The sequence below is a fragment of the Vibrio sp. F13 genome, assembly GCF_020806305.2.
In the GTDB taxonomy this organism is placed as follows: Bacteria; Pseudomonadota; Gammaproteobacteria; order Enterobacterales; family Vibrionaceae; genus Vibrio; species Vibrio crassostreae_C.
Genome location: NZ_CP170175.1, coordinates 1,100,249 through 1,118,829, shown reverse-complemented (window position 1 = coordinate 1,118,829; position 18,581 = coordinate 1,100,249). Strand labels below are relative to the sequence as shown.

The following is an 18,581-nucleotide window of genomic DNA, read 5'->3' as shown; positions in this document are numbered from 1 at the left end:
GAATAGTGTTCGAACGGTCGCCGGTGGCGGCTTTTTTTCGTTTTTAGCCTTGTACAAAGGATTATTCTCTCTATAATGCGCCTCCGTTGCCAAGGATAACCAAGCGGTTTGAACTGAGTAACAAGACGGTGATAAGCATTTAAGATGCTTTGAAAAATTAGCTGGAAAAAGTGTTTGACACTGGAATCTAATCCGCTAGAATGGCCGTCCACTTCGAGAGGCTCCTTACTAAAAGGAAGGCTCAACAAGTAAAGCTCTTTAACAATTTAAACCTATCAATCTGTGTGGGCACTCGTTGATGAATATCAAAACGTTTTATCGTTAGATAAAACAGATTCTTCGGAATCAAAATTGATTTCAATGAACTGAGTGACCAATACGTTTAACTACTTGTAGTTATTCGGCACAGTCAATTCATTACCATTCTGTTCCTATTTATTTAAGAAGAGAGGGGTAATAGCTTTAGAATTACATATTTACTTCGGTAAATATTAGTTTTGAAGTCAGTATTCGTTGAGTCACAAAATCTTAAATTGAAGAGTTTGATCATGGCTCAGATTGAACGCTGGCGGCAGGCCTAACACATGCAAGTCGAGCGGAAACGAGTTATCTGAACCTTCGGGGAACGATAACGGCGTCGAGCGGCGGACGGGTGAGTAATGCCTAGGAAATTGCCTTGATGTGGGGGATAACCATTGGAAACGATGGCTAATACCGCATAATGCCTACGGGCCAAAGAGGGGGACCTTCGGGCCTCTCGCGTCAAGATATGCCTAGGTGGGATTAGCTAGTTGGTGAGGTAATGGCTCACCAAGGCGACGATCCCTAGCTGGTCTGAGAGGATGATCAGCCACACTGGAACTGAGACACGGTCCAGACTCCTACGGGAGGCAGCAGTGGGGAATATTGCACAATGGGCGAAAGCCTGATGCAGCCATGCCGCGTGTATGAAGAAGGCCTTCGGGTTGTAAAGTACTTTCAGTTGTGAGGAAGGGGGTGTCGTTAATAGCGGCATCTCTTGACGTTAGCAACAGAAGAAGCACCGGCTAACTCCGTGCCAGCAGCCGCGGTAATACGGAGGGTGCGAGCGTTAATCGGAATTACTGGGCGTAAAGCGCATGCAGGTGGTTTATTAAGTCAGATGTGAAAGCCCGGGGCTCAACCTCGGAACTGCATTTGAAACTGGTGAACTAGAGTACTGTAGAGGGGGGTAGAATTTCAGGTGTAGCGGTGAAATGCGTAGAGATCTGAAGGAATACCAGTGGCGAAGGCGGCCCCCTGGACAGATACTGACACTCAGATGCGAAAGCGTGGGGAGCAAACAGGATTAGATACCCTGGTAGTCCACGCCGTAAACGATGTCTACTTGGAGGTTGTGGCCTTGAGCCGTGGCTTTCGGAGCTAACGCGTTAAGTAGACCGCCTGGGGAGTACGGTCGCAAGATTAAAACTCAAATGAATTGACGGGGGCCCGCACAAGCGGTGGAGCATGTGGTTTAATTCGATGCAACGCGAAGAACCTTACCTACTCTTGACATCCAGAGAAGCCAGCGGAGACGCAGGTGTGCCTTCGGGAGCTCTGAGACAGGTGCTGCATGGCTGTCGTCAGCTCGTGTTGTGAAATGTTGGGTTAAGTCCCGCAACGAGCGCAACCCTTATCCTTGTTTGCCAGCGAGTAATGTCGGGAACTCCAGGGAGACTGCCGGTGATAAACCGGAGGAAGGTGGGGACGACGTCAAGTCATCATGGCCCTTACGAGTAGGGCTACACACGTGCTACAATGGCGCATACAGAGGGCAGCAAGCTAGCGATAGTGAGCGAATCCCAAAAAGTGCGTCGTAGTCCGGATTGGAGTCTGCAACTCGACTCCATGAAGTCGGAATCGCTAGTAATCGTGAATCAGAATGTCACGGTGAATACGTTCCCGGGCCTTGTACACACCGCCCGTCACACCATGGGAGTGGGCTGCAAAAGAAGTGGGTAGTTTAACCTTTCGGGGAGGACGCTCACCACTTTGTGGTTCATGACTGGGGTGAAGTCGTAACAAGGTAGCCCTAGGGGAACCTGGGGCTGGATCACCTCCTTATACGAAGATATCTTTGATGAGTACCCACACAGATTGATGGTTTAATAAGTTAAGAGTAGGAAATACTTTTCCAGATGGGGCTATAGCTCAGCTGGGAGAGCGCCTCGCTGGCAGCGAGGAGGTCTGCGGTTCGATCCCGCATAGCTCCACCATCTTTAAGTGTTCTTCCTTAAGAATCTTTAAAAATGGTTATTTCTTTTGAAATATCTAGCTCTTTAACAATTTGGAAAGCTGACTGATTGATTACTTACGAGTAATTCAATCAAATTTAAAAGTTCTCAATGTTTATCTGCTCTTAGTTAATAAGAACGGTATAAACACAACAAACACATTCAAGTGTCTTGTATTCGATTCAAACTTGTTTGAATCACAATTGAGTCCGGCAAACAGTCATTGAGAATTAACCCTTCTTGATGACAACCAAAAACCTTGGTTAGTTGCCATACTAGTTTATTTTCACTTTTCAAAAGTGAAAGTAAAACAGAGACCCTTTCGGGTTGTATGGTTAAGTGACTAAGCGTACACGGTGGATGCCTTGGCAGTCAGAGGCGATGAAAGGCGTAATAACTTGCGATAAGCCCAGATTAGGTAGTAATAACCTTTTGAGTCTGGGATTCCTGAATGGGGAAACCCACTTACATAAGTAGGTATCCTGTTGTGAATACATAGCAACAGGAGGCAAACCGGGGGAACTGAAACATCTAAGTACCCCGAGGAAGAGAAATCAACCGAGATTCCGAAAGTAGCGGCGAGCGAAATTGGATTAGCCCTTAAGCTTTTAATGATGCAGGTGAAGAGTCTGGAAAGTCTCGCAGTAAAGGGTGATAGCCCCGTAACCGACACATCATAATCAGTGAAAACGAGTAGGGCGGGACACGTGATATCCTGTCTGAATATGGGGGGACCATCCTCCAAGGCTAAATACTACTGACTGACCGATAGTGAACCAGTACCGTGAGGGAAAGGCGAAAAGAACCCCTGTGAGGGGAGTGAAATAGAACCTGAAACCGTGTACGTACAAGCAGTAGGAGCACCTTCGTGGTGTGACTGCGTACCTTTTGTATAATGGGTCAGCGACTTAATTTTAGTAGCAAGGTTAACCGTTTAGGGGAGCCGTAGGGAAACCGAGTCTTAACTGGGCGTACAGTTGCTAGGATTAGACCCGAAACCAGGTGATCTAGCCATGGGCAGGTTGAAGGTTGAGTAACATCAACTGGAGGACCGAACCGACTAATGTTGAAAAATTAGCGGATGACTTGTGGCTAGGGGTGAAAGGCCAATCAAACCTGGAGATAGCTGGTTCTCCCCGAAAGCTATTTAGGTAGCGCCTCGGACGAATACTACTGGGGGTAGAGCACTGTTAAGGCTAGGGGGTCATCCCGACTTACCAACCCTTTGCAAACTCCGAATACCAGTAAGTACTATCCGGGAGACACACGGCGGGTGCTAACGTCCGTCGTGGAGAGGGAAACAACCCAGACCGCCAGCTAAGGTCCCAAAGTATAGCTAAGTGGGAAACGATGTGGGAAGGCTCAGACAGCCAGGATGTTGGCTTAGAAGCAGCCATCATTTAAAGAAAGCGTAATAGCTCACTGGTCGAGTCGGCCTGCGCGGAAGATGTAACGGGGCTAAGCTATACACCGAAGCTGCGGCTACGTACCTTAGGGTATGTGGGGTAGGGGAGCGTTCTGTAAGCCGTTGAAGGTGGTCTGTAAGGGCTGCTGGAGGTATCAGAAGTGCGAATGCTGACATGAGTAACGATAAAGGGAGTGAAAAACTCCCTCGCCGGAAGACCAAGGGTTCCTGTCCAACGTTAATCGGGGCAGGGTAAGTCGACTCCTAAGGCGAGGCCGAAAGGCGTAGTCGATGGGAAACGGGTTAATATTCCCGTACTTCTTACAATTGCGATGGGGGGACGGAGAAGGCTAGGTGGGCCTGGCGACGGTTGTCCAGGTTCAAGTACGTAGGCGGGTGGTTTAGGTAAATCCGGACCGCTATTAACGCTGAGATACGATGTCGAGCTACTACGGTAGTGAAGTCATTGATGCCATGCTTCCAGGAAAAGCCTCTAAGCTTCAGATTGTAAGGAATCGTACCCCAAACCGACACAGGTGGTCGGGTAGAGAATACCAAGGCGCTTGAGAGAACTCGGGTGAAGGAACTAGGCAAAATGGTACCGTAACTTCGGGAGAAGGTACGCTCTTATCAGTGAAGTCCCTTGCGGATGGAGCAGACGAGAGTCGCAGATACCAGGTGGCTGCAACTGTTTATTAAAAACACAGCACTGTGCAAAATCGTAAGATGACGTATACGGTGTGACGCCTGCCCGGTGCCGGAAGGTTAATTGATGGGGTTAGACTTCGGTCGAAGCTCTTGATCGAAGCCCCGGTAAACGGCGGCCGTAACTATAACGGTCCTAAGGTAGCGAAATTCCTTGTCGGGTAAGTTCCGACCTGCACGAATGGCGTAATGATGGCCACGCTGTCTCCACCCGAGACTCAGTGAAATTGAAATCGCTGTGAAGATGCAGTGTACCCGCGGCTAGACGGAAAGACCCCGTGAACCTTTACTACAGCTTGGCACTGAACATTGAACCTACATGTGTAGGATAGGTGGGAGACTATGAAACCGCGTCGCTAGATGTGGTGGAGTCGTCCTTGAAATACCACCCTTGTAGTTTTGATGTTCTAACGTTGGTCCCTGAATCGGGATTACGGACAGTGCCTGGTGGGTAGTTTGACTGGGGCGGTCTCCTCCCAAAGAGTAACGGAGGAGCACGAAGGTGGGCTAAACACGGTTGGACATCGTGTGGTTAGTGCAATGGCATAAGCCCGCTTGACTGCGAGAATGACAATTCGAGCAGGTGCGAAAGCAGGTCATAGTGATCCGGTGGTTCTGAATGGAAGGGCCATCGCTCAACGGATAAAAGGTACTCCGGGGATAACAGGCTGATACCGCCCAAGAGTTCATATCGACGGCGGTGTTTGGCACCTCGATGTCGGCTCATCACATCCTGGGGCTGAAGTCGGTCCCAAGGGTATGGCTGTTCGCCATTTAAAGTGGTACGCGAGCTGGGTTTAGAACGTCGTGAGACAGTTCGGTCCCTATCTGCCGTGGGCGTTGGAAAATTGAAAGGGGCTGCTCCTAGTACGAGAGGACCGGAGTGGACGAACCTCTGGTGTTCGGGTTGTCATGCCAATGGCATTGCCCGGTAGCTAAGTTCGGAATCGATAACCGCTGAAAGCATCTAAGCGGGAAGCGAGCCTTGAGATGAGTTTTCCCTGGCGCTATAAGCGTCCTAAAGGGTTGTCGTAGACTACGACGTTGATAGGCAGGGTGTGTAAGTGCTGCGAGGCATTGAGCTAACCTGTACTAATTGCCCGTGAGGCTTAACCATACAACACCCAAGGGGTTTTGTGGACTCAAAGAAATACCAAACGCTTGAATGAGTTTGAAAGAGACTTTTAAATCAGTTTTCCAGATTATTTTGCCTTCAGTTTTTAAAAAAAGCTGAAAGTAAAAGCAAAATTTGCTTGGCGACCATAGCATTGTGGACCCACCTGATTCCATGCCGAACTCAGAAGTGAAACACAATAGCGCCGATGGTAGTGTGGGGCTTCCCCATGTGAGAGTAGGACATCGCCAGGCTCCAAATTTATTTTCACTTTTTTAAAAGTGAAGACAAAAAGTGTTATGAACGACTTGTCAGCGACGACAAGTATTCCACTGCGGAGTGGTAGTTCAGTTGGTTAGAATACCGGCCTGTCACGCCGGGGGTCGCGGGTTCGAGTCCCGTCCACTCCGCCACTTATTCAGAGTTTCAGCTCTTTAAAACTAAAAATAGGGGTGTAGCTCCAATTGGCAGAGCAGCGGATTCCAAATCCGCGTGTTGGGAGTTCGAATCTCTCCACCCCTGCCATATTTAAGGCTCTAGCAGAAATGCTAGAGCCTTTTTGCTTTCTGGAATTTAATAAATTACAGAAAGTAGCCTGGTATAAACAGCCCATTACGCTTTGTCATACCAATCCGGAAAATTAACTGATCAGGTCAATCCAATCTCTTGTACACATTTTTGTGACGCGATCTTTGCACTCAAGAAATCCATTCCAAGCGCTACAGACCTTCGAAACAATATCGTTATAATCAATGAAGTTTTGGTTTGCTAGATAGTGTTGCCTTAACCAACTCCACACTTGCTCTATAGGGTTAAGCTCTGGTGAGTATGGCGGCAATTTGATAATACTGACATTATCAAATGGGTTAGCAATATCATCGGTATGCCATCCTGCGCCACCATTATTACCACTGAATGACGGTCTTTTTCTGTGACTTTAGATATCTACTCTAGATGGTTTATCATGATGTCTTTGTTAACCCAAGGGACGACCATTGCCTCACCAATCCCTCTCGATGGGCACACTGAGCCAAACAAATAAGCGTATTCAAATTGCTGCTGTTTTACTACGCGAGGTCTCGTTCCACGAGTAGCCCAAAGACGTGTTGTTGTGTTCTGCTGACCAAACCTAGCTTCGTCTTGAAACCAGACATCAACACTCTCTAGCCCAATATGGCCGGGGATCTTAAGGATCGTTTCGATTTGGAATTTTTTTAAAATCGTCTTGTATTTGCTGTGATTGTTTAGGGTGTTTGGAACGAGAAGTTATCCAAGAAAAACCCATGTGGTCGAGGAGATAATAGATGGAATTAGGGTGGTAGTGCTTGTCAAAGTGTTTAACGATGTAGTCATGTATATCGCTTCCAACAAGGCGGCCACCAGAAGGTGATTCAGCTTCTTTTTTTATGAAGGCACTGAGTTGAGCCCGCTGCTCATCGGTGAGGTATGCAGGCCTACCAGTCCGAGGTTTTTCTTGAAGTCCTTCTAGGCCTTCTTCAAAAAAAATCCGAACCCATTTATTGACACTGGTTCGACTGACTTTGAGAGATTTTGCAATTTGTGTACGAGAGAGGCCGTCTTTAAAGTGTGCGAGCGCAAGTAAACGCATCTTCATCTGAATGGTTTTTTGCTGGCTCGCAAGCTTTTTGAAGTCAGTGTTATTAAGGCTATCAATTTCACAATAATTCATCAATCTTAATTAGATCACATTTTTACTTTAATTGGTATAATTCACTAGCTACCACCAAAAACTTAAGTACGATATGCACCTAATCCTAAATGGCGACTAATATAATGAGTAAGCGTCAGTAATTTGGGATTATTATGAGGTTCTTTTTTGCACTGGTTGTATTCTTTTGTTCATTTTCTCTATCAGCAACTTCGTGGGAAAAAGAGAGTCACCCTACTAAAAATTCACCCTCATCAATTGGAAGCTATGCCAATGGCTGTCTAGACGGCGCGCAGGCTTTGCCTATTAATGGTTTGGGGTATCAGATCATTCGCCCTCAAAGAGAGCGCTACTATGGCCATACAGAAGCTATAAAGTTTATTGAGAGGTTAGGAGTCACGACCAGCGAGAAGCTCAATACTAATTTATTGATCGGTGATATTTCTCTTCCCAGAGGAGGGCGCTTTTCTTCAGGTCATTCAAGTCATCAAACAGGGTTAGATATTGATATATGGCTAAGGTTAACCAGTAAGAGGTTGTCAGAGAACGAATTAGCTGTGCCTAAACCTGTGAGCGTTGTGGATCTTACCAACTACAAATTGCGTGAATCGAATTGGACCGATGATCATTTTCAAGTTATTCGTTATGCGGCGAAAGATGAAAAAGTGGTGCGTATTTTTGTTCATCCAGTGATCAAGCAAACCCTTTGTGAACAAGAAAACTCTGACGCTAATGATAGAGCTTGGTTAGGCAAAATAAGACCTTGGTGGGGACACCGCTCCCACTTCCACGTTCGTTTAAAGTGTCCTGAAGGCAGTTCAAACTGCATAGCTCAAGCGAGCCCTCCTAAAGGTGACGGTTGTGGAGATGAACTTGCAAGTTGGGCTCCAAAGACTGTTCCAGTTCCACCTCCTAAAAAAGTAGCGAAAACTAAGAAAAAGAAAAAAGTTAAAGTGATGCCAAGTCAGTGTTTGGCCTTGATATCGAATAAGTAATCCTGTTCATCGAGGCTTTTTACAGTGGTACTGCCACTGGTTTTTTCGACTCTAAAACTGGAGAAATATCACACTTTTGTCTAGAGTTTATAAACACGAGATTAAGAACATCGTTTGATATTAATAAAAGCAATAACGGTATCAGCAAGGGCGATGGCGAATTTGACAAGGTTTGGTCAGGGATTGAGTGTTTTGGGGTGAAAGATACGGCTTATATGCAGTATGCGAAATCAGAGTCTGATACCCGTCGATAGATAATTCAAGGATAAGACTATGACTATGATTTGTGCGAAGGAATTTTCAGAATGGTTAAGACATAGGTTCAACGCTGAAAGCTCGGGTATTTCAATTTCAAGAGATGACATCAATCAGCTAACAGGCAGACAACGTTTAGACCCTAGTTTCGTAAATGATGTTCACTATGAATTGATGCAGTATGGAATGGCATTTGTGACCGATACCAGCAGGGAAAACTTTTATCTTGTTCCTATAGCTCAATCAATAAACTGGCGAGAACGACTCGAATATCAATTTGAAAAAGAGCTCTTCTGCAATATTTATCCAATCGGAAAATCAGGATGAAAAAAAAAGGTTCAACTTATGGTTAAGTTGAACCTTTCTTCTTTTAGGTCAAGCCTTGAATGATAACAAACTTCTCAAGTAGCTCGTCATCAGTTTCAATATGGTTTGGGTCAGTGATGATGCATTTTGTAATCGGACACACTGACTGGCATGTTGGCTTTTCATAGTGACCTTTACACTCTGTACATAAATCAGGATCGATCTCGAAGATGCTGTCGCCCATAGTGATTGCACCATTTGGGCATTCAGGATCACACATATCGCAGTTTATGCACTTGTCAGTAATTAACAGAGCCATTATTTTCTTCTCAAGTAAGTCGCTTAAGTAAAAATTATTTGCCTGATGCGTTACGTGTATCTTGGCCTTCGCTCAAGTTACGCATCAGCAAGCCGTACTCTAGATCTAGATCTGCTGGTACAGGAATAAATACAAAGTGACCGTTACCTTTCGCATCGTCGACCGCTTCAGATTTGCGGTTTTCCATAACTTCTAGTTTGAAAACAACGTTACCTTTCGGTGTCATCATTTCTAAGCTGTCGCCTACTAGGAACTTGTTCTTCACTTCTACTTCCGCTAGGTCACCACGGCGCTTACCTGTGAACTCACCAACAAACTGTTGAGTGTCAGAGATAGAGTAACCGTACTCGTAGTTTTGGTATGTATCGTGTGTATGGCGACGTAAGAAGCCTTCAGTGTAACCACGGTGAGCTAGGCTCTCTAGTGTACCCATTAGGCTTTCATCGAATGGTTTGCCTGCCACTGCATCGTCAATAGCTTTACGGTAAACCTGAGCAGTACGTGCACAGTAGTAGAAAGATTTAGTACGACCTTCAATCTTCAGAGAGTGAACACCCATCTTCGTTAGGCGCTCAACGTGTTGGATTGCACGAAGGTCTTTTGAGTTCATGATGTAAGTACCATGCTCATCTTCAAACGCTGCCATTTTCTCTTCTGGCTTGTGTGATTCAGAAAGCAGAACCACTTCGTCTGTTGGTTTACCAAGGCCTAGTGTGTTGTCTGGACGCTCATCTTGAACTTCAATGTCTTGCGTTTCTACTTCTTGAATAGCAACACCAGTAGGGTTTGCTTCAACGATCTGGCCGTTTTCGTCTTCTTTCGCTGCTTCTGTTTTGTATTCCCAGCGGCAAGCGTTGGTGCAAGTACCTTGGTTTGGATCGCGCTTGTTCATGTAACCAGAAAGCAGACAACGGCCTGAGTAAGCCATGCAAAGAGCTCCGTGAACAAAGATCTCTAGCTCTGTTTCTGGGCAGTGTTCGCGAATCTCTTCGATCTCTTCAAGCGATAGCTCACGAGATAAGATCACACGCTCAACGCCTTGAGTTGACCAGAACTTAACGGTCGCCCAGTTTACTGCGTTTGCTTGAACAGAAAGATGGATTGGCATTTCAGGGAATGCTTCACGAACCATCATGATAAGACCAGGATCTGACATGATAAGCGCGTCAGGGCCCATGTCTACAACTGGTTTGAGGTCGCGAATGAATGTTTTTAATTTAGAGTTGTGCGGCTGAATGTTACATACAACATATAACTTTTTGCCTTGAGCATGAGCTTCATCGATACCGATTTGTAGGTTTTCGTGATTGAACTCGTTGTTACGAACACGAAGGCTGTAACGTGGCTGGCCTGCGTATACTGCATCTGCGCCGTAGGCGAATGCGTAACGCATGTTTTTGAGGCTTCCTGCCGGTGATAATAGTTCAGGTACAAATGGTTTTTGTGTAGTCATTGCTTCGTTCTCTAATCTGATCTCAAGTCAGGTTGATACCACCAAGTGATATCAAAGGGGCGCAAATTTTACGCTAAAATGAGTTTGGTTGATAGCCCTAAAGATAGCAATGACATTAACAAGAGGGTCTAGAGGCAGATATAAGTGAGAACTTAGTGAGAAATAAGCTCAGATACCGTTAGCACCTGAGCCTATAGTTTGACTGATTAAGCGTTAGGTTGAGTTAACCCGCCTAATGATTCAAATAGGTTTGGAAGGAAAACACTGAACTCACCACAAAGTAGAGAGAAGTCCGCATCAAAACGCGCAGCTTGATCTTCACGAGGAATATCGTCGTTTTCGTCTTTGAGCTCATCACTGAATTTTAGGCGTTTGATGCTGCCATCTTCTGCAAGAATGAATTCAATACGGTCTTGCCAGTTGATAAGAAGTTTCGTCACCATCTTATTGGCTTCGATGTGGTTTTTAATCTCATCAGCTTCTAGTTCTTGTTTCTTAACTCGAACAATACCGCCGTCTTCTTGAATAGATTTTAGTTCTGCTTCATCAAGCATAGTGATGCCTTGTGGCGTATCACCTGATTTCACCCATTCTGTAAGAGTCGTTTCGATCGCTTGCTCTGGGATAGCTGGCACTACTGGCAGGCTACCCATTGTCTTACGTAGCAATGCTAATACATCTTCTGCTTTTTTGTAGCTGCTCGCATCAACCACAATGAAACCTTCTTTTGGCATGATCAGCGCGTAAGTGAAGTTGCTGCGGCTGAATGCTCGAGGAAGTAGATCAATGATGATGTCTTCTTTTAGGCTGTCTTTCTCTTTCTTTTTCAGAGGGGTACCAGACTCTGCCTCAAGCGTTTCTACTTTTGCGTTCAATGATTCTTTGATCACAGAAGCGGGTAGCATTTTCTCTTCTTTCTTTGCACAGATAAGAATGCGGTTTTCTGATACGTGCGTCATCATATCGCCATGTCTACCCATTGCGTGTACCCAACCAAACTTCTGTTTGTCTTGGCTACCACAAGGAGTAAAGCGGAATTCTTCAAGTTGTTTCTCTAGCTGATCTGCGTTGAAATCAATATCACGGTTGAAGCGATAGACTAGGCAATTTTTAAACCACATAAATTTTTCTCATACCTTTTTAGAAGTGCTTCATGATATGAGATCTAATTCGATTTGTCCCTAGCTCTGTATCAAAAGTTATAAAGTGAAATGTTTGAGACAGTTATATGAAAATTTGTTTTCAAAGGTCACAAAAGTGTCATAATTAACTCAGATAATGCAATGCGTTGATTAAATACAAAGGCTATTCAATTATGTCGAGAAGGATTCTGGTCGTTGAAGATGAAGCACCTATTCGTGAGATGCTGTGCTTCGTGCTTGAACAAAAAGGCTACCAAGCAGTAGAGGCTGAAGATTACGATACAGCGGTAAACAAGCTATGTGAACCTTTCCCAGATCTAGTATTACTAGATTGGATGCTACCTGGTGGTAGCGGGATAAACTTTATCAAGCACATGAAGCGTGAAGAGTTAACTCGCAACATCCCAGTGGTGATGCTAACGGCTCGTGGCGAAGAAGAAGATAAGGTGCGTGGTTTAGAAGTGGGTGCTGATGATTACATCACCAAGCCATTTTCACCCAAAGAGCTCGTGGCTCGCCTGAAAGCGGTTATCCGCCGTGTAACGCCTACTGCACTAGAAGATGTGATTGATGTACAAGGTCTTAAGCTAGACCCAGTATCTCATCGTGTTACCGCAAGCGAAGGTCCAGTTGATATGGGACCAACAGAGTTCAAAATGCTGCATTTCTTTATGACTCACCAAGAGCGTGTGTACAGCCGAGAGCAGCTGCTTAACAACGTTTGGGGTACCAATGTTTACGTTGAAGACCGAACGGTTGATGTACATATTCGACGCCTGCGTAAAGCGCTTGAGTCTGCAGGTCACGATAAGCTAATCCAAACGGTTCGTGGCGCTGGCTACCGTTTTTCTACAAAGGCTTAATGTGGCTTCGCTGCCCAGTTTACGGAGTCCTGAATGGTTGAAAAGTTAACCTGGAAAAAGCTGGCTTGGGAGCTGGCTTTTTTTTACGCACCATGGGTTTTAGTCGGATGGATATTCGGTTACCTACCTTGGTTGCTGCTGGCTGCTACGGTATTGCAGCTCGGCTGGCATCTACACAACCAAATGCGTTTGTCCGCATGGCTGTGGGATGAGAAGCGTCTAACTCCACCTTCAGGCTCTGGGAACTGGGAATCTCTGTTTAACGGTATTTATCGTATGCAGCAGAGACAGCGTCGCAAACGCAAAGAACTGACTAACCTTATCCGCCGTTTCCGTAACGGTGCAGAATCGCTTCCCGATGCCGTTGTGGTATTTCGCGGTGAAGGCAATATCGTTTGGTGTAACAAGCTAGCTCAGTATTTGCTGGGCTTTCGTTGGCCAGATGATTCAGGTCAACCGATCTCGAATTTGATTCGTACTCCAGATTTTATTAAGTACCTTAATAAGCAAGATTTCTCTGAGCCATTAGAGATGCCTTCTCCATTGAATGTGGAGCGTATGCTCGAGCTGCGTATTGTGCCGTATACCGAGGGTGAACACCTGATGGTGGTACGTGATGTGACCCAGCTTAAGCAGTTAGAAGGCATGCGCCGTAACTTCTTCGCTAACGTTTCTCATGAATTGCGTACGCCGATGACCGTCCTTCAAGGTTACCTTGAAATGACCGAAGATCCAGACATGATCGTTGGCCCAATGTGGACCAAGGCGCATGGCGTAATGACTGAGCAGCTCAATCGAATGAACAGTTTGGTTAATCAACTACTCACGCTTTCGAAAATTGAAGCGGCGCCAATGCATGAGTTGGATGAAGTGGTCAACGTTCCGGCGATGCTTGAGGTTCTTGAGAAAGAAGCGGCGAGCCTTAGCGGTGAGCGCGAACATAAGCTTGAGTTTGATATCGATAAGAGCCTACGAGTTCTTGCCGATGAAGACCAATTGAGAAGTGCGATATCGAATTTGGTTTATAACGCGGTTAAATACACACCCGCAGGTGCAACGGTCAAAGTGCGTTGGTATCAAACCAGCCAAGGCGCGTGCTTAGATGTGTCAGATACTGGTGATGGTATTGAGCCTCAACACTTACATCGACTCACAGAGCGCTTCTATCGTGTAGATAAAGCCCGCTCTCGTGATACCGGTGGTAGTGGTCTTGGATTAGCGATTGTAAAGCATGCGCTTAGCCACCACGATTCACATCTCGAAATTCAAAGTGAAGTGGGCGTCGGCAGTCGTTTCCATTTTACTTTACCAAATCGACTGACCGTATCATGAGTTGTTCGATACGCAGGATGCATTTTCCAGTCAGCTCATTATTAGCGTTTGCTTTAGTTAACCCTGTGCATGCCGAACAGGGTGTCGATTCTCTTCCTGATTATTCTAAGGTTCCGGGAATTTCTGGGAGCTTATTATCGGTCGGTTCGGATACCTTAGCGGGTATGACGACGTTATGGGTGGAAGAGTTCAAGTCCTACTACCCAAATGTTAACGCTCAAGTCCAAGCATCGGGTTCTTCTACTGCTCCTCCAGCCTTAACCGAAGGGACAGCACATCTAGGGCCAATGAGTCGTCCGATGCGCCTGCGAGAAATTGAAGCATTTGAAAGGGAGCATGGATATAAGCCAACAGCACTGCGAGTTGCTATCGATGCGATTGGGCTTTTTGTGCATCGTGATAACCCTATTGAGGGGCTTAACTTTCGTCAGATTGATGGCATTTTTTCTGAGACATTACGCTGCGGAGCAACAAGGCCCCTCAATAACTGGCAAGATCTCGGAATCGATCAGCCATGGGCGAAACATCGATTCCAATTGTTCGGTCGCAATTCTGTATCGGGGACTTATGGATACTTCAAACAGAATGCACTGTGCGGCGGTGACTTTAAAAACCGAGTCAATGAGCAACCTGGTTCGGCTTCAGTCGTTCAGTCGGTCGCTTCATCCATCAGTGGGATTGGCTACTCGGGCATTGGCTACCGCGTAGCAGGTGTTAAGCTGATTCCTATTGCAGAGCACGGCTCTAATTATGTTGAGCCTACGCGTGAGAATATCTTGAGTGGTGATTACCCTCTATCTCGTTTTCTCTATGTGTATGTGAATAAGCATCCGGATAAACCACTTTCTCCGGTTGAGAGAGAGTTCCTTACTTTTGTATTCTCAAAGCAGGGACAAGAGCTTGTAGAAAAAGATGGTTATTTAGCGATACCGTCTGAGTTCGCAGAGCAAGAATTGGCAAAAGTCGGGCTCTAATTCAGGCTAAGACAAACTTAGAAAAAAACGTATGAACAGCTTGCGCGTCGCAAGCTGTTTTTATTTTGACTGTTCGTTATTTTAGCTGCAACGACCATTCTGCATTTTTCCAACGTTGTTGCTCTTCTCTGAGCTCATAATCAAGCAGTTGGTTTTGGGCCAACCAATCGCTGTTAGTTCCTTTCAATTCCCAGTTATCCTGTTGTTCAATCGTTAGAGTCACGTCTGGGGCCAGTGCTTGATTTCGCTGACGGTTGAGTAAGATAGCGAGTCTCAATATACGAATCAGCAGGGTGACTTGTTGCTGAGTAAACAGAGAAAGTTCCGGCAAATCTTGTAGTTTGAGCGCTTTTCTTTGATAGCGAACCAATGCTGATATAAGGCGTTGTTGCTCAGTATTAAAGCCTGGCATTGTCGTATGCTTAAGCAGATAAGCCGAATGGCGGTGATAGCCTTGGAATGCAATGCTTTGTCCTACCTCATGAAGTACTGCAGCCCAACCAAGCAGATCATACAGCTCATTAGTGACCGCAGTTGTCACTTGAGGCTGTACTTGTTTCAGCAATGAAAGAGCGAGCACTTTCACTTTCTCGCCATGAGTTACGTCTACATGGTATCGAGAGACGAGCGTTTCGGCAGTTCTTGTTCGAATATCAATATCTTTAAACCTATCCTCCATGTCATAAAGAACGCCTTCTCTCAGGGCACCATCAGAAAAATGTAACTCCTTGATGTCTAGCGTATCCATTGCTGCTGAAAGAATGGTGACGCCTGCAGCAAACACAGGCTTTCTCTCATCACTTAAGCCTGAAAGATTTACGGTGTTGGATGATGAAAACTCACATAAGTGATTCTTTAAATAGGACAGGCGTTGGGGCGTAATGAGACCATCGGTGAACCCTAAGCCAATGAGTACTTCTTTTATTGATTTCGTGGTACCAGATGAGCCAAAAGCGATTTCCCAAGGGGCTTTTGTGTATTCTTCAATCAATGGCATCAATAGACGAGTAGCTGCGGTATAAGCATCTGAGAAGTGTCGCGAAGTTAGCCCTTCGTCAGCAAAGAAACGTTGAGTGAAGTTGACGCATCCCATCGGTAAACTGCGCATAATTAGAGGAGTAAAGCCTTGTCCGGCGACGAGTTCCGTACTCCCTCCACCGATATCAATAACCAACTTAGATTCAGAAGCGGTTTGAGTGTGTTCTGCTCCGTTATAGATTATTCGAGCTTCTTCTTGACCGGAAATGATCTCTATTGGAAAAGGAAACAGTGGCTTGGCTTGCTCTAAGAAGTCTTTAGCGTTTTTGGCTTTTCTTAGGGTATGAGTCGCAACAACTCTGACATCATCAAGCTCAAAATCCGCCAGTCGTTCTGCGAACACCTTGAGGCATTCTAGGCCTCGCTCGATAGCGCTTTCAGATAGGACGTTACGTTCATCCAATCCATCACCTAATCTCACTTTCTGTTTGTGTCTGCTGACTAATTGCAGGTGTTGATCGAATACTCGGGCAACCACCATGTGAAAGCTGTTCGAACCCAAGTCGATAGCGGCAATACATCGAGAATGTTTGTTATCAATTAGCGGCATGATTTCTTCTCTTGTTTGTACTTCTTGCGAGCAAGTTTCTCCATACGTTTAATATAGTGGTAAGTGGAGAGTTGTGACGTCGGGTAATCAAGTAGGTTTGCTGGTGGTTGTGTGTAAGAGTTGCTCATCGCTTGGTCTAGCACTCGAGCTTTGTTGCTGTCATCGAAATGAAACTCGGTGATATCGATAATGGTTTGCTTGATCTTTGGATCTAAAATTGGAGCTGCAACTTCGATGCGGTGATCAAAATTTCGTGTCATCCAGTCAGCGGAAGATATATAGACCTTCGGCTTTCCAGCGTTACCAAATATCATCACTCTCGGATGTTCGAGGAAACGATCGACCACACTGACTATCTCAATATGATCACTGATGTGGGGTATGCCAGGGACAAGAGAGCACATGCCGCGAATGACCATTCTCACTTTTACATTGGCTTGGCTAGCCTGATAGAGCTTTTCAATGATCTCTCGATCGACCAAGTTGTTGAGTTTTAGAGTGATGCTTGCAGGTTTACCTTCTATCGCGTTTTGTATTTCATTATCTATCAATTGGTACAGACGTTTTCTAGTATTCTTTGGTGACACAATCAGTTGCTTGAACTGGGACTTTTGATAAGGGTTTTCAATATACTTAAAGACTTGTCTCACCTCTTGAGTCAAATCTTCATTCGCAGTGAGCAGAGAGAAATCGGTATACACGCGCGCTGTAACTTCATGGAAGTTGCCAGTGCCAATATGGGCATAATGCTCGGTATGCTTGCCTTCTTTTCGTTTGATGAGCAGCAACTTGGAATGGATCTTCAAACTTGGGATGCCATGGATGACTTTTACACCCGCTTCTTGAAGTTTCTTGGTCCATTGAATGTTGGCTTGCTCATCAAAGCGTGCTTGCAGCTCGACAACCACAGTGACCTTTTTGCCATTGTGCGCCGCATCGATGATCGAGCTGAGGAGTTTTGAGCCTTCCGCAACACGGTAAACGTTTATTTTGATGGAGGTTACCTTCGGGTCAAAGGAAGCCTGCCTAACCAGTTCAGTGATGTGACTAAAGGTGTGATAAGGATAATGCAGTAAGATGTCGCGAGCTTTGATCGCTTCGAAATAGTTTGGGTAATGGCTGAAATGCGCGCACTTAATCGCGGGTAGAGGACGATTAACTAAATCACGTCGGTTAAGGCTTGGGAACTCAGAGAAATGTTTGAAGTTATGATAGCGACCACCTGCGATGACACTGTCATAGTCAGACAGTTTAAGTCTGACTTGTAAGAAGTTGAGCATTTCAGTTGGCATTTCAGATTCATAGATCAGACGTATCGGCAGTGCCGTTAAGCGCTGTTCTAAACCTAAAGACATCGATTCTAATAGGTTATTTTCATTGTCCTCTTGCAGATCATAATCGGCGTCACGAGTCATTTTTATAGCAAAGCAACGCACGGAGTCATACTCAAAGAACCCTTTAAGTAAGTCATCCAAACAAAATCGAACTATATTATCTAATAAGATCAAAGTAGTACGCTGAGAACCTGAGGTGTCTGGTAACTTAACAAATCGAGGGAGTGCTTCTGATGGGATTTCGAGTAAGACATATTGAGAAGATGCCTCACGCTCGATGTCGATGGCTAAGTAACTTTGCTCGTCTTTCATAATATTGAGCAACTGGCGATCTTCGTTCAAGAGAATCGGAGTTAAGTGTGGCAGCACTTTTTTCTTAAAGTACTTTTTTATCCAGCCACTTTGTTCTTCACTTATTTGTTGTTCGTTGACCAGAAAAATACGATTGCGTACCAATTCCAATAGCAAGTCGTTATATAGTTCATGGAATTGAGCATCGAGCTTGCTTGCTTTGCTCTGCATTTTAGTCAGTAGGCTTTTCGGCGAGTTGGAGGTTAGCTGTGGATCTTGAAGTAAGATCTTTCGTTTCACGTCAGCAAATCGGACTTTGTAAAACTCATCGAGGTTTTTTGAGTAAATACCTAAAAAACGAACTCTTTCGATTAAGGGCACTGACTTGTCGGCTGCTTCTTGGAGCACTCTTTCATTGAAGGATAACCAGCTAAGTTCTTTTGTGACATAGTCTTTTTCCATCGAGATGATAATCCTTGAGTGCTGGCTATAGAGCTGATTACTTTAATTTAGAATGACAAAATTCACAAAATCTATGATCTTACTTTAAGAAATATGGTCAACAAACTTGTTATTAGTTT

Annotated in this window: 10 protein-coding genes, 3 tRNA genes, 3 rRNA genes and 1 pseudogene; 11 read left to right on the top strand and 6 right to left on the bottom strand. The window is 45.2% G+C overall.

Features of this window, described 5'->3' with window-relative positions; all coding sequences use genetic code 11:
• The first annotated feature begins 530 nt into the window (after window positions 1-530).
• From LMH68_RS05125 to LMH68_RS05100, 6 genes are all read left to right on the top strand, one after another.
• Window positions 531-2,085, top strand: a 16S ribosomal RNA gene (locus LMH68_RS05125).
• Between the two features lie 76 nt (window positions 2,086-2,161).
• A tRNA-Ala gene (locus LMH68_RS05120) sits at window positions 2,162-2,237 on the top strand.
• A 351-nt stretch (window positions 2,238-2,588) separates the two neighbouring features.
• Window positions 2,589-5,482 (top strand): 23S ribosomal RNA (locus LMH68_RS05115).
• Window positions 5,483-5,617: 135 nt separating this feature from the next.
• A 5S ribosomal RNA gene (gene rrf, locus LMH68_RS05110) occupies window positions 5,618-5,733 on the top strand.
• Together the 16S, 23S and 5S rRNA genes with 3 tRNA genes alongside form the textbook arrangement of a ribosomal RNA operon.
• An 82-nt stretch (window positions 5,734-5,815) precedes the next feature.
• Window positions 5,816-5,892 (top strand) — tRNA-Asp (locus tag LMH68_RS05105).
• A gap of 35 nt (window positions 5,893-5,927) precedes the next feature.
• Window positions 5,928-6,004 (top strand) — tRNA-Trp (locus LMH68_RS05100).
• A 115-nt stretch (window positions 6,005-6,119) separates the two neighbouring features.
• On the opposite strand, the pseudogene LMH68_RS05095 reads toward LMH68_RS05100, so the two are convergent.
• Window positions 6,120-7,169, bottom strand: a pseudogene (locus LMH68_RS05095) (IS630 family transposase).
• A 134-nt stretch (window positions 7,170-7,303) separates the two neighbouring features.
• Here LMH68_RS05095 and mepA point away from each other — a divergent pair.
• Window positions 7,304-8,143: a penicillin-insensitive murein endopeptidase gene (gene mepA / locus LMH68_RS05090; protein ID WP_229647769.1), complete on the top strand. Its 840-nt coding sequence runs from the start codon at window positions 7,304-7,306 to the stop codon at window positions 8,141-8,143.
• A 273-nt stretch (window positions 8,144-8,416) separates the two neighbouring features.
• The gene (locus LMH68_RS05085) at window positions 8,417-8,725 is read left to right on the top strand and encodes a hypothetical protein (RefSeq protein WP_017062536.1); all 309 of its coding nucleotides are present in this window, start codon (window positions 8,417-8,419) and stop codon (window positions 8,723-8,725) included.
• A 43-nt stretch (window positions 8,726-8,768) separates the two neighbouring features.
• Here the strand turns inward: LMH68_RS05085 and LMH68_RS05080 are convergent, their stop codons facing one another.
• From LMH68_RS05080 to rdgC, 3 genes are all read right to left on the bottom strand, one after another.
• A complete protein-coding gene (locus LMH68_RS05080) occupies window positions 8,769-9,023 on the bottom strand; it encodes a YfhL family 4Fe-4S dicluster ferredoxin (RefSeq protein ID WP_004735061.1) in 255 nt (84 codons plus the stop codon).
• Window positions 9,024-9,057: 34 nt separating this feature from the next.
• Window positions 9,058-10,476, bottom strand: coding sequence for a tRNA 5-hydroxyuridine modification protein YegQ (gene yegQ / locus LMH68_RS05075; protein WP_017062848.1), 1,419 nt, complete (start codon window positions 10,474-10,476; stop codon window positions 9,058-9,060).
• Between the two features lie 206 nt (window positions 10,477-10,682).
• Window positions 10,683-11,597 (bottom strand): recombination-associated protein RdgC, encoded by a 915-nt coding sequence (gene rdgC / locus LMH68_RS05070; RefSeq protein WP_017062534.1) that lies wholly within the window; start codon window positions 11,595-11,597, stop codon window positions 10,683-10,685.
• A gap of 194 nt (window positions 11,598-11,791) precedes the next feature.
• On the opposite strand from rdgC, the gene phoB reads away from it, so the two are divergent.
• Genes phoB through LMH68_RS05055 form a run of 3 tightly spaced genes read left to right on the top strand, consistent with a single transcriptional unit; the run spans window position 11,792 to window position 14,787 of the window.
• Window positions 11,792-12,481, top strand: a complete 690-nt coding sequence (gene phoB, locus LMH68_RS05065; RefSeq protein ID WP_004735064.1) for a phosphate regulon transcriptional regulator PhoB — start codon at window positions 11,792-11,794, stop codon at window positions 12,479-12,481.
• Window positions 12,482-12,514: 33 nt separating this feature from the next.
• Window positions 12,515-13,813: a phosphate regulon sensor histidine kinase PhoR gene (phoR, locus tag LMH68_RS05060; protein WP_004740365.1), complete on the top strand. Its 1,299-nt coding sequence runs from the start codon at window positions 12,515-12,517 to the stop codon at window positions 13,811-13,813.
• Entirely contained in the window at window positions 13,810-14,787 is a 978-nt protein-coding gene (locus tag LMH68_RS05055; protein ID WP_102320722.1) for a PstS family phosphate ABC transporter substrate-binding protein, read from the top strand. Before phoR ends, LMH68_RS05055 begins: the two co-directional genes overlap by 4 nt.
• A 76-nt stretch (window positions 14,788-14,863) precedes the next feature.
• On the opposite strand, the gene ppx is transcribed toward LMH68_RS05055, so the two are convergent.
• Together ppx and ppk1 are read right to left on the bottom strand one after the other, a co-directional pair.
• Complete coding sequence (gene ppx, locus LMH68_RS05050) at window positions 14,864-16,375, bottom strand: exopolyphosphatase (RefSeq protein WP_210447367.1); 1,512 nt, start codon at window positions 16,373-16,375, stop codon at window positions 14,864-14,866.
• Window positions 16,366-18,462 (bottom strand): polyphosphate kinase 1, encoded by a 2,097-nt coding sequence (gene ppk1 / locus LMH68_RS05045; protein ID WP_229647770.1) that lies wholly within the window; start codon window positions 18,460-18,462, stop codon window positions 16,366-16,368. Before ppk1 ends, ppx begins: the two co-directional genes overlap by 10 nt.
• Between the last annotated feature and the right edge of the window lie 119 nt (window positions 18,463-18,581).

Bases quoted from the DNA above. Each gene is read 5' to 3' on its own strand.
- mepA (WP_229647769.1), top strand. From the start codon at position 7,304: ATGAGGTTCTTTTTTGCACTGGTTGTATTCTTTTGTTCATTTTCTCTA.
- LMH68_RS05085 (WP_017062536.1), top strand. From the start codon at position 8,417: ATGACTATGATTTGTGCGAAGGAATTTTCAGAATGGTTAAGACATAGG.
- LMH68_RS05080 (WP_004735061.1), bottom strand. From the start codon at position 9,023: ATGGCTCTGTTAATTACTGACAAGTGCATAAACTGCGATATGTGTGAT.
- yegQ (WP_017062848.1), bottom strand. From the start codon at position 10,476: ATGACTACACAAAAACCATTTGTACCTGAACTATTATCACCGGCAGGA.
- rdgC (WP_017062534.1), bottom strand. From the start codon at position 11,597: ATGTGGTTTAAAAATTGCCTAGTCTATCGCTTCAACCGTGATATTGAT.
- phoB (WP_004735064.1), top strand. From the start codon at position 11,792: ATGTCGAGAAGGATTCTGGTCGTTGAAGATGAAGCACCTATTCGTGAG.
- phoR (WP_004740365.1), top strand. From the start codon at position 12,515: ATGGTTGAAAAGTTAACCTGGAAAAAGCTGGCTTGGGAGCTGGCTTTT.
- LMH68_RS05055 (WP_102320722.1), top strand. From the start codon at position 13,810: ATGAGTTGTTCGATACGCAGGATGCATTTTCCAGTCAGCTCATTATTA.
- ppx (WP_210447367.1), bottom strand. From the start codon at position 16,375: ATGCCGCTAATTGATAACAAACATTCTCGATGTATTGCCGCTATCGAC.
- ppk1 (WP_229647770.1), bottom strand. From the start codon at position 18,462: ATGGAAAAAGACTATGTCACAAAAGAACTTAGCTGGTTATCCTTCAAT.